Annotated in this window: 7 protein-coding genes and 1 tRNA gene; 4 read left to right on the top strand and 4 right to left on the bottom strand. The window is 74.1% G+C overall.

The genetic code is table 11. From position 1 onward, the window contains the following. Window positions 1-10 precede the first annotated feature (10 nt). Both ACIP9D_RS20105 and ACIP9D_RS20100 read right to left on the bottom strand, forming a co-directional pair. Window positions 11-772, bottom strand: a complete 762-nt coding sequence (locus ACIP9D_RS20105) for a cyclase family protein (RefSeq protein ID WP_350876094.1) — start codon at window positions 770-772, stop codon at window positions 11-13. A gap of 121 nt (window positions 773-893) precedes the next feature. Then, on the bottom strand, window positions 894-1,712 hold the full coding sequence (locus ACIP9D_RS20100; protein WP_350876096.1) for a LysR family transcriptional regulator: 819 nt from the start codon (window positions 1,710-1,712) through the stop codon (window positions 894-896). A gap of 132 nt (window positions 1,713-1,844) precedes the next feature. On the opposite strand from ACIP9D_RS20100, the gene ACIP9D_RS20095 reads away from it, so the two are divergent. Then, complete coding sequence (locus tag ACIP9D_RS20095) at window positions 1,845-3,002, top strand: MFS transporter (RefSeq protein WP_350876098.1); 1,158 nt, start codon at window positions 1,845-1,847, stop codon at window positions 3,000-3,002. Window positions 3,003-3,062: 60 nt separating this feature from the next. Here ACIP9D_RS20095 and ACIP9D_RS20090 read toward each other — a convergent pair whose 3' ends face one another. Together ACIP9D_RS20090 and ACIP9D_RS20085 are read right to left on the bottom strand one after the other, a co-directional pair. Further along, window positions 3,063-4,163, bottom strand: coding sequence for a carboxypeptidase-like regulatory domain-containing protein (locus ACIP9D_RS20090; RefSeq protein ID WP_350876101.1), 1,101 nt, complete (start codon window positions 4,161-4,163; stop codon window positions 3,063-3,065). A 305-nt stretch (window positions 4,164-4,468) separates the two neighbouring features. Next, window positions 4,469-4,552, bottom strand: a tRNA-Leu gene (locus ACIP9D_RS20085). 219 nt (window positions 4,553-4,771) lie between these two features. Here ACIP9D_RS20085 and ACIP9D_RS20080 point away from each other — a divergent pair. The 3 genes from ACIP9D_RS20080 (at window position 4,772) to ACIP9D_RS20070 (ending at window position 11,585) form a co-directional block, all read left to right on the top strand. Further along, a complete protein-coding gene (locus tag ACIP9D_RS20080) occupies window positions 4,772-7,774 on the top strand; it encodes a tetratricopeptide repeat protein (RefSeq protein WP_350876103.1) in 3,003 nt (1,000 codons plus the stop codon). Window positions 7,775-7,926: 152 nt separating this feature from the next. Continuing rightward, window positions 7,927-10,557, top strand: coding sequence for a fibronectin type III domain-containing protein (locus tag ACIP9D_RS20075; protein ID WP_400450482.1), 2,631 nt, complete (start codon window positions 7,927-7,929; stop codon window positions 10,555-10,557). Between the two features lie 32 nt (window positions 10,558-10,589). Beyond that, window positions 10,590-11,585 (top strand): MoxR family ATPase, encoded by a 996-nt coding sequence (locus tag ACIP9D_RS20070; RefSeq protein ID WP_350876105.1) that lies wholly within the window; start codon window positions 10,590-10,592, stop codon window positions 11,583-11,585. Window positions 11,586-11,598 lie beyond the last annotated feature (13 nt).

Here is an 11,598-nt window from a genome sequence, read left to right as displayed (position 1 = left end):
TGGCCCGGTCCTACCGTTCGACCAGCGCGAGGACCCGGCACGGGCTGCCGGACCCGGAGACGATCGGCAGTGGTCCGGCGATCACCACCGTGCCGGTCGCCGGCAGCTGCGCCAGGTTACGTAGCTGGGTCAGGCCGTACTTGTCCTTCCCGAGCAGGAAGGAGTGGCACGGGAAGGGCGGGTCGAACGAGTGCGCGGCGCCCGCGTCGGTGCCGACCGTCTCCACCCCGACGCCCTGGATCGGCGACTCCTCGGCCAGCCAGCGGGCGCACTCGACGGAGATGCCCGGGGTACGCCCGGCGTTGGCGTACCGCTCCGGGTCGTCGCCGTAGGCATCCCAGCCGGTGCGGTAGAGCAGCCAGCCACCGGTGGGCAGTGCGCCGTGTTCCGCCTCCCACGCCTTGATGTGCTCGACCTCGAGCAGGAAGTCAGGGTCATCGACGGCGTCGGCGGAGTGGTCGATCACCACCGCCGGGGCGATCAACTGGCTCACCGGGACCTGCGACACGTCCGCGCCCTGTTGACCGGTGACCCAGTGCACCGGGGCGTCGAAGTGGGTGCCGGTGTGCTCGCCGGTGGAGAAATTGTTCCAGTACCAGGCCGGACCGCGGTCGTCGTACCGGCTGATCTCGCTGAGCCGGAACGGCCAGGTCTGGCCGAACTGCTCGGGCAGACCCAGGATCGGGGTCTGGTCCGAGAGCGGAGCGGTGAGGTCGACAACCTGGATCCGGCCGCTGGAAAGAGCGGCGACAAACTCCTGCAGCACCGTCATGCGGCGACGGTACACCGCGCTTTCGCTCCATGATGGACCGCCGAACGGGGCGTGTCAGCGGCGCTGCCCGCCCCGCGGCTCGTCGACCGGGGCGCCCGAGCTGTGACGGCGGCGGACAGAGTCAGATCATGCGTCGTAGCGCGGTCTCCACGGCATCGATCAGCGGATCACCTTCGGTCCGTGGATGCCGTGCGAGACCGAGCTCGACGTCCGGCAGGGTGGGCAGGGCGTCCGGGTCGTGGCAGGCCATGACCGGTTCGAGGTTCGCGGGCAGGAGCGCCGCGACGCCGAGCCCGGCCCGTACCGCGGCGAGCACACCGAGCAGGCTGTTGCTTTCGAACGCCACCCGCCAGCGCCGTTCGGCGCGGTCGAGCGTTTCCAGCACTGATGTACGCCAGAAGCACGGGTTCGAGAACAGCACCACCGGCAGCGGATCGGCAGCCACGTCCACACCCTGGCCGATCGCCCAGACCAGCGGGCGGCGTGCCGTCCAGCGCGGCGGCCCGGGAACGTGCGGCACTTCGTCGAGCACGAGTTGGACGCGGCCCGCGTTGTAGGCCTCCCGCATCTCGGCGTTGGAGAAGGTGAGCACCTCCAGCGTCGCGTCGGGGTGCAGCCGGGCGAGGTCGGCGAGAGCCTGCGGAAGTTGGGACGCGGCGAGGTCTTCGAGCAATCCGACGCCGCAGTGGCCGGTGAGCACACGTCCGGTTTCGGTGAGTGCCTGTGCGGACAGCGAGAGAATCCGTTCGGCGTACGGCAGGAGCTCCTCACCCGCCCGGGTCGGCGAGACGCCAGACGGCGACCGGTAGAGCAGCGGACGGCCGACAACGCCTTCGAGCTTGCGCAACTGCTGGCTGAGCGCGGGCTGGGTATGTCCGAGCGCGGTCGCGGCGCGGCTGATGCTGCCCGCACGCACGGCGGTGACGAACGACCGCAGCAACGCGGCCTCGAGGTCCCTTGCCATAAGTATTCATTATGCCAGGTCTAAGAAATTGTCCACTTCCTATGAGCTAAGGGATGACCTAGCGTCGGTTAGGTGACCAGATACCGCCAGGTACTCGCCGTGCCGGGGATGGCACCGCTGCTGGGCGTTTCGCTGCTCGCCCGTGCCGCGATCACAGCCGATGTGATGGCGCTGACGATGTATGTGGTGCTGGGCCTGGACATGAGCTACGCGGCAGCGGGTGGCGTCGCGGCGGCTCTGACCGTCGGGGTGGCGCTGGGCGGGCCGCTGCTTGGCCGCACGATCGATCGGCGGGGCCTGCGCACCGTGCTGCTGGCAACTGTCGTGACGCAGGTCGTGTTCTGGCTGAGCGTGCCGATCCTGCCCTACGGGCTCCTGCTGGGCGCCGCCTTCGCGGCGGGTCTGCTGATGGTGCCGGCTCAGCAGGTGACCAGGCAGGCGATCGCCGCGATGACGACGGCGGGACAGCGCCAGGCCGCGTTCGCGCTGGAATCGGTACAGGGCGAGCTGTCGTACATCGTGGGCCCGGCGGTAGTGATTCTCTGCGCGGCGAAGATGTCCCCCGATGTGGTGGCGTGGGGGGTGGGCGCCGTGATCGTGGCCGGCGGAGCCGGGATCGCCTTGCTCAACCCGCCGCTGCGCGCCGAGGACGAGGCGGATCCCGGCGCGGCCGGACGGCCCCCGCGCCGGGAGTGGCTGGGCGCCGGCATGATCGCCGTACTGACGATGGCGTTCGGTACCACGACGCTGCTCAGCGGCGTTGACCTCGCCATCGTCGCCACGCTCCAAGAAGCAGGTCAGGTGTCCTGGGCTGCCGTGGTCGTAGCCGTGTTCGGCGTGGCCTCCGTCGCCGGCGGGCTGATTTATGGCGCGTTGCCCCGGCCGCTGCCCACGTGGCTGCTGCTCGGCTCGCTCGGGCTGGTCACGATTCCCGCCGGGCTTGCCCACGGATGGCCCTGGTTGTGCGTGGCCGTTGTCGGCGCCGGGCTCCTCACCGCGCCGACCCTCTCCGCGGTGGCCGACGCGGTGAGCCGGCTGGCGCCGGCCAGCGTGCGGGGTGAGGCGACGGGTCTGCAGTCCTCGGCGCAGAGCGCGGGTTTCGCGCTCGGAGCCCTGATCGTGGGGCTGGCGATCGACGTCTCCGTGCCAGCGGGCGGCTTCGCGGCAGCCGGGCTGGCCGGCCTCGCCGCCGCGCTGACTGGATGCCTGCTGTCCCGCCGCTCGCCCGCCCGAACGAGGGTGATCCTGCATCCGGTCAGCCGGTAACGCCGGCGGGAAGCTGGCCTTGGGCGAGGTCCGCCGAGTTCAGCGGGTACGGCTGGAGTATTAGCGGGCTGGCCCGCCGTATGGGTCGTGGCCGACCTGCTGGATGCCGCCCTGCGGGGGCCCGCTGTACGGGCCGGGGAAACCGTCGGCCGGCGGCCTCGTGTGCAGCACCGCGGTCGGTGCGTCGCTCATGCCCGCTCCGGCCGGCGCCGTCAGCTGAGGCGCCGCGTGCGGATCCGGCTTGTCCGGCGTGTTCCGGCGGCGGTTCACCATCAGGGCCAGTGTGCCCAGGCCGGCGGCGACCAGCAGACCGCCCAGAACGTACGGCAGCGAACCGCTGCCCTCGTCGCTGACAGCCTCGAGGGCGGGGGGTGCCGCCGCGGCTACGCTGGTCTCCGGCTCGGGAACCTCGTCCGCTGCCCCCGTTGCGGCGGGCGACGGCGGGGTCTCGGCGGGCGCGGCCACGGCGGCCAAGGTCAGCCGCACACTCGCGGTGTCACCTGCGGAGCCCTGTACGGTCGCGCGGGTGGTGCGATAGCCGTCCAGGGCCGCGACGATCGTGATCCGGCCCGCGGCGATCGTCTTGCCGGCGCCCGACTTGATCGAGAACCGGCCGCTCCGGTCGCTCGTCGTACGGTATTCGTGCCCGGCGCTGTCCCGGACGGTCAGGGCCACGCCGCCGATCGCCTTGCCGCTGGTGTCGGCGACCCGGCCGGAAACCCCGTCCACCTCGGACGACGGCTTGTCCGCACCGGGTTGCGGCGCGCCCGCGCCGGGTTGCGCCGCGCCCGGGCCGTGAATGTAGACCATCTTGTAGTCGTAGCTGTTCTGCCCGCCGAGCCGTACGGCGACCGAAATGTTGAGACCGAGGATCTCGCCCGCGTTCACCTGGGGCGCGACGACGGTGGCCTGGAAGTCCTGGCTCTTGCCGGGCTTGAGGTTCGGCTCCGCCCGGCAGCCGGTGGTGCATTGCAGGCCGCCACCGACCACCACGATGGCCGTTTCGGCCCCGCTCCCGTTGTTCGTGACGCGGAACTGAACGCGAACCTTGTCGCCGGGCTTCACGTTCTCCGCCGACACGCTCAGGATGCTGATGGGTGCCGGGGCGCCCGCCACGGGTGCCGCGGACACCGCGAGCGTCCCCCCGGTCAGCGCGATCAATGCGGCGGCCCGGGCCCATCGGGCACGTAAGCGCGTCGTCACTTCCTACCACCATCTCCACGGGCAGGCGACATCGGCCGATGACGCCGCCGACACTATGCCCTGTCGGGTGTGGGATGCGCGACCGCGGACCCCGTACCCGGCCTCTCGCAGGGGGACCTCGCGTTGGGCGATGCTTGATATGCAGCCTCGTGATTGCCGTATTTCTGGCAGGCGGACGGCTACGTCCTGATGAGGTCAGCCCCGTAGACGCAAACGGTGCGCGCCGCAGTGGATCTCAGCGCGCACCGTGGGGTAATGGTTTGTGTCCGAGGGGGGACTTGAACCCCCACGCCCTATACGGGCACTAGCACCTCAAGCTAGCGCGTCTGCCATTCCGCCACCCGGACTGGGTGTGTCCAGCCTACCTCGCCGGCTTGGGTGATCTCACACCCGAAGCCGGCCCGGCGGGCCGCACGGGGAGTTACTGTACACGGCCGCGGTGGATCATGCACATCGCGTTCCCGGGCGCCGCTGGGAGCGCTGACCTCCTGCTCAGACCCGGACGTACCGCCCGTAGGGGCGGGTCCAGGTAGCGTCCGGACGCGGTCTACCGGCAGCATTGCCACGTGCCCCATCCCTCCCCTCTGGCCGTCGTCGCGCAGCAGGCGCTCGCCCTGCGCGCCGCGGGCGAGTTGAGCGCCGCCCGTCATCTGCTGGCCGAGGCCCTCGAGTCCGCCCGCCCCCAGTACGGCGAGGACCACCCGGACGTACTCAACACAGCGCACCTGCTGGCCCGGCTGCACCGGGAAGCCGACGACCCGCTCGCCGCCCGGCGACTGCTGGAGGAGGCCTACGCGGCCGGCGAACGCCGGTGGGACCCGGCCGACCCACTGATGCTGGCCCTCTCCTACGACCTGGCAGGCGTCGCCGAGGAGCTCGGCAACCGCCACGAGGCCCGCCGCAACTACAGCCGGGTCGCGACCGCCGGCGCCGCCGTGCTCGGCGCGGACCACCCGGCGGTACGCACCGCACGCCGTTACCTCGGGCAGCCCGCCGCCCAGTCCGCGCCGACGGCGTCTCACCCGACCGCGGCCGAGCAGGCCGGCGCACTCGGCGCGCTGTCCGGGCCGACGATGGCGTTCGCGACGCTACCGCCGGTCCGACGGCCACCTCAGCCCACGCCTCCCCCCGCCGGGCAGCCGCCCGCCGCACCACGTGCCGTGCCGCCCCCGCCGCCTCCGCCGGCCCCGGACGGGCACGCACCGACCGCACGGGCGCCGTTCGTCGATCCAGCGCCGCCGCCACCGCCGGCCCAGCAGGCGCCGCCAGCGCGAAGCCATCCGGCGTCGCCGGGCCAACAGCCGACGTCCGCACGGCAGGGGCAGCAGGCATCGTCGGTACCGCCTGGCCACTCCGCGCCGCCCGCTCCACCGGGCCAACCCGCGTCGCCGTGGGCCCCGCCGCAGCCGACCCGGACCCCGCCGTCGGCAAGCAGCACCGCGCCGGCCGCGGTGCCGCCCCCGCCGCAGCCGAGTGCGGCAGCTCCGGTACCACCCCCGCCGACCTCACCGTGGGCGCCGCCGCAGCCGTCGGTAGCTCCACCGGCGGCGCCGATCCCACCGCCGCCTCCCCCGATGGCTCCCCAGGTGCCGCCGCCTCCCGCGCCACCCGTCGCGCCGGCGGCACGCCAGCCCGTACCACCGCCGCCCGCACCGCCCGTCGTACCGGCGGCCCACCAGCCCGTGCCGCCGCCCGTCGTGCCGGCGGCCCGGCCGCCCGTGCCACCGCCCCCCGCTCCCCCGGTGGCCCGCACCCCCGCGTCCCCGACGGGCGGCATGCCCGTGCCAGCACCGCCGGGGCACACTTCACCCTCCCCCCGGCAGCACGCGCCCGCGCCCCCCGCACCGTCGGCCACGCAGACCGCCGCGTCACCGCCGGTGCCGCCAGCCACGCACATGCCCACGCCACCGCCACCGGTGCCGCACCCGTCCCCGGTCGGCCCGACAGCGCCCTCGGTTCCGCCGGCGACGGCCGTGCCAGTGCCGCCGCGGGTGCCGCCGGCGACGGCCGTAACGGCGCCCCCGCCCGTCGCCGCGTCGCCGCCGGGTGCTCCGCAGCGGCAGCCCGGCGGTGATGGTGCCGCGCCGGCGCGGTCGGCCGCGGTCCCGCCCTCCCCCGAGCCGGCACCGGAGGCGGGCGAAAACGCCACCGCCGGGCCGGCACCGGGCGGCAACGGCCCGGGCTGGGACAAGCCGACCATCCAGGTCCAGCAGATCGGACCGCTGCTGGACGAGGAGGTGGCGCGGGTCAAGGCCGAGCAGCGGGAGCACACCGGGGACGGGGTACGACGCGACGCTGGGCCGCCCGGGTCCGGCGCGGCGGCCTCGCCTGCGCAGGCCGGCCCGCCGCCGTCGCCGGTGAGCGCACCACCGGCGCCCGGGCCGGTGGTCAGGCCGACGCCTGCGGCACTCGAGCGCCCGGCCCCGGTCAGCGCCCCGCCGGTCAGCGCCCCGCCGGTCATCCCACCGCCGGTCATCCCACCGCCGGTCAGCGCCCCACCTGGGTCCCCGGTGAGCGCCGCGCGCGCCCATCCCCACCCGGTCAGCGCTCCGCCGGGGCATCGGGCACCGGTCAGTGGGCCACCCGGCCACCCGGTGAGCGCTCCGCCTGGATACCCGCAACCCGTCAGCGCTCCGCCCGGGTACCCGCACCCGACCAGCGGCCCGCCGGTGGCGCCGCCACCGGTGAGTGCCCCGCCGGCGCCGCCGTGGGGGCTCACCGCGCCGCCGTGGAGCACCTCCGCGCCGCCGCAACCGGTGCGCGCGGCCGAGGAGACCGGCCCGGCGGCGGTGCCCGTGCCGGACCTGCCAGACCCGGACGACGACGAGCGCGCGGCTGACCGACCGTCTTCGGTTCCCCGGGAGCTGGCGATGGAGCCGATACCGGAGGGCTGGCCCGACGCCACCCCGACACACCCGCCCGGTCCGCTGGCGGTCACGCCGGCACCGTTGCCGGCCGACCCGGTCACCACAGCGACGCCGCCCGGCGTGTCCATCGCGCCGGCGGCGCCCGTCCACCCCCACCCGGTGGCGCCACCTCGGCCGGAGCCCGCCCCGTACCACCCGTCGCCGGCGCACCCGGTCGCGGCGCCGCCGGCGTACCCGATGATCGAGGAGCCCGAGCCGCGCGGCCGGAGCCGGACGGCGGTGGCCGTGGCGGTGACCGCCGCTGGGGTGGCGGTGGCGGCGGTGGCCACGGTGGGGGTGCTGGCGTTGGGGCGGGACGCGCCCCCGCCGGCGGCCGGTCCGACGGCGTCGGGCGCCGCGGCGCCGACGGCGAGCGGGCCACCCCCGGGCGACCTGCGGCTGCGCGACGACTCGACGACGATCACGTTGAGCTGGACGGATCCGGCCGACGGGGCGGTGCCGTTCATGGTCGCGGGCGGTCGGGCCGGTCAGGCGCTGGGGGTGCTAGCCACGGTGGACCCGGGGCAGACCAGCTACACGGTCAACGGGCTGAACTCGCGGGTGGACTACTGCTTCACCGTGCTCGCGGTCTGGTCGACGGACACGTTCGCCACCTCCGGCCAGGTCTGCACCGAGCGCGAGCGCGCCACTCCGACGAGCTGACCTGCGGATCCACACCGCACACGCTCGGTGTCCACAGCGGGACGGTACGGGTTCCCCCGGCCCGGACCGGGCCCATATGATGGCACCCGGCTCAGGGGAGGGTCGCCGGTAGGGCGCGCCACCTGGCTTGACGACTCTGGAGGCAGCCGGCTGTGGCCACCATCGACGATGCCGTGAAGTCCGGGCCCGGCACCTCCCGTCCCCGGTCGCGGATGCGCGGCGGTCTGGTCACGATCGGAACGGTGACGGCCCTGCTCGCCGCGATGGGGCTCACGGTGCTCGGGCTGGGCGCCGCCGACAACGCGGTCGCCAGCTACGACGCGAGTTCCTGGCTGTGGAGCGCGGCGCGCAGCGAGCTGGCCCGGGTCAACGGGGTCACCGCGCGGGTCGACACCCGCACCGAGGTCCCCGGTGCGCGGCGGCACCCGATGCAGGTCACCCAGACCGACCGGCTGCTGATCCTGCGCGACTTCAACACCGGCCAGGTCAGCTCGCTCGACCTGGCCACCCTGCAGATCACCGCGACGACCCGCACCACACCCGGGCTGGGCGTGAACGTGGCCCTGCACGAGGACGCGGCCTTCGTGGTCGACGCGGTGCAGGGGGTCGTCCGGCAGCTCGACCCGCGGTCCCTCTCGCCGGTGGGCGAGCCCGTGCGCTACCCGCCGGGCATCACCGGTGGGGCGTTCGACGGCGAGGGTCGACTCTGGATCGCGGTGCCGAGCGAGGGCACCGTCTCGGCGATCACCGCCGCCGTACTGCCGGCCACGCCGTCGTCGCCCGCCGCCGGCGGCGGGCTGAGCCCGAAGCAGGTCGAGACGTACGACGTGGCCGAGCCCAGCCACGAGCTGGTGGTCTCCACCCTGGACGACGGCGTCGCGGTGCTCGACCGCACCGCCGGCGCGCTGGTCACGGTGCAGCGGGGCGCCGTCAAGCCGACGCCGCTGGCGCTCACCTCGCCGGGCGCGCTGCCGGCGCGCACCACCGGGCCGAGGGTGCCGGTCACGGTGCCCGGCGAGCGGCGGGTGCACGTGGTGGCCGAGGGTGGCGGCGAGGTGCGGGCGTTCAGCGTGCCGGGCGCCGGTGACCGGCTCACCCCGGCGGTCGCCTGGGGGGCCCGGTTCTACTGCGCCGACGAGGCGACCGGCACCGTCTACTCCTTCGACGCCGACGGCAAGCTGGTCGACACCATCCGCGGCAAGCGGCCCGGCCCGCTGGAGCTGGAGGTGCGGGAGAACTACCTCTTCATCAACTCCCCGGACTCCGCGACCGCCCGGGTGGTCGACGACAAGCACCAGGTGCGCGAGGTCGACAAGTACGCCAACGACGTGCTCGGCGGTGACCCGCCGCCGACTCCCCCGCCGCCGCCTCCGCCGAAGAAGCCGAAGGTGGGCAAGCCGAGCGCGCCGCGCGCCGTCACCGCGGCGGCGGGCAACGCGCGGGCCCGGGTGAGCTGGCGGCCGGCCGCCGCGAACGGCGCGGCGATCATCCGCTACGTGGTGGAGGGCGCCGGTCAGCGGCACGAGGTGGGCGCCAACCAGCGGGCCGTGGAGATCACGGGCCTGACCAACGGCGAGACGTACCGGTTCTCGGTGCACGCGGTCAACGCCAAGGGCGCCGGGCCGTCGCGCAGCAGCAACCCGGTGACGCCGACCGCGGCGGTGCCCGACCCGCCGGCCAGCGTCACCGCGCAGGAGCGGCCGGACGGCACGGTGCTGGTGCGCTGGCCCGCGGCGAACGGTCAGGGCAACACCATCGCGAAGTACGCCGTCACCGCCACCTCGGCCGGCGCCAACGCCCCGGTGGGCGAGTCGGCCAAGACCGAGCTGGTGGTGCCCGCCGGCGAGCTGGAGTACGGCACCCAGTACGCGTTCACCGTGGTGTCGGTCAACAACAAGGGCGCCGGCTCGGCGGCCTCCCCGGTCAGCAACACGGTGGTGCCCTACGCCGCCCCGCAGCGGCCGGCGGACCTGCGGGCGAGCACGGTGCCCAACCAGCCGGGCACGGTCGCGGTGCAGTGGTCGCCGGCCGAGCCGAACGGCCGCCCGGTGACGAAGTACCTGCTCGACGTGGGCGGGCGCAGCAGCGAGGTGACCGACACCCAGGCCACCGTGAGCGGCCTGGGCAACGGGCAGAACGTCACGGTCAAGGTGAAGGCGGTCAACGAGGCCGGGCCCGGCCCGGAGGCCACCGCGACCGCGCGGACGGTGGCCGAGCCGCGGATCACGGTGACCGGCTCGTCGGCGACCGCGACCGCGGCGACGGTGAGCTTCACCGTGGACGCCGGCGGCGGGCAGGCCGCCTGCTCGCTGAGCACCCCGGGTGAGCCGGCGAAGACCGGAGCCTGCTCCAGCATCACGATGAGCGGCCTGACCCCGGGCACGGCGTACACGTTCACGGTGACCGCGAGCAACGCCGCCGGCAAGGACACCGTCACCAGGGCGCAGAGCACCGACGCCCTCTATGGCATCGCCACCTGCCGCAACGGGGCGGCCGGAGAGACCGCCACCTACTGCGACAAGGACGTGAGCGGCCGCAACGGCAACGAGGTCTTCTCGGTGGCCCGGCAGGACAACGACCGTCAGGTCGGCTGGGCGAAGCCCGGCACCCGGCTGAAGGCGTACTGCAAGAAGTCGGGCGAAGAGGTGTACGCCTACATCTACAACAACGAGAAGCGCAGCACCTGGTGGGTGCAGATCGAGTACAGCGGGAAGAACTACATCCCGTGGGCCTGGTTGAACCTGGAGGGTGGCGACAACATCAACGTCCTGCCGACCTGCTGATCCACCCCCGGGCAAGCAAGGAGCACCACCACGTGAACACCCACGAGCCGCTCACCCAGGCGGAGGTGCAGGGCTTCGCCGCCCTCGCCGCCCGGCTGGCGGAGAACGTCAACGCGGTCGTGCTGGGCAAGCCGCAGGTGGTGCGGCTGGCGCTGACCGCGCTCTTCGCCCAGGGGCATGTGCTGCTGGAGGACGTGCCCGGCGTCGGCAAGACCACCCTGGCCCGGGCGATCGCCGCCACCGTCAAGGGTCAGTGGCGGCGGATCCAGTTCACGCCCGACCTGCTCCCCTCGGACGTCTCCGGGGTGACCATCTTCAACCAGGCCACCCGCGGCTTCGAGTTCCACCCGGGCCCGGTCTTCGCCAACATCGTCATCGCCGACGAGATCAACCGGGCCTCGCCGAAGACCCAATCGGCGCTGCTGGAGGTGATGGAGGAGCGCACGGTCACGGTGGACGGCGTCCGCCATCCGGTGCCGCAGCCGTTCCTGGTGGTGGCCACCCAGAACCCGGTGGAGATGGACGGCACCTACCGGCTGCCGGAGGCCCAGCTGGACCGGTTCCTGGTGAAGCTCTCCGTCGGCTACCCGGACGAGGCGGTCGAGGTGGAGGTGCTGCGCGGCGCGACCGTCCGCTCCCCCGAGGCGCTGACCGCGGTCACCGACACCGCCACCGTCGGGGAGATGGTCCGGATGGCGCTGCGGGTGCACATCGCCGAGCCGCTCTACGCGTACGCGGTGCGCCTCGCCGCGGCCACCCGCACCCATCCGCAGGTCCGGGTCGGCGTCAGCCCCCGGGGCGTGATCGCGCTGACCCGCGCCGCGTGCGCGTACGCGCTGATCGACGGGCGAGGGTGGATCATGCCGGAGGATCTGAAGGCGCTCGCCGAACCGGTCTTCGCGCACCGGCTGCTGCTCACCCCGGACGCCCAGGTGCGCGGGGTGACCGCCGCGGAGGTGCTGCGCCAGGCCATCGCCTCGGTGCCGGTGCCGCTGCCGTCGGGGCAACCGGCCCCGGTGCAGGGCTGACCGGCAGCACCGG

The sequence above is a fragment of the Micromonospora sp. NPDC093243 genome (assembly GCF_044753725.1).
In the GTDB taxonomy this organism is placed as follows: domain Bacteria; phylum Actinomycetota; class Actinomycetes; order Mycobacteriales; family Micromonosporaceae; genus Micromonospora.
The sequence above is the reverse complement of the archived record's forward strand: the minus strand, read 5'-3'. Positions and strand labels throughout refer to the sequence as shown.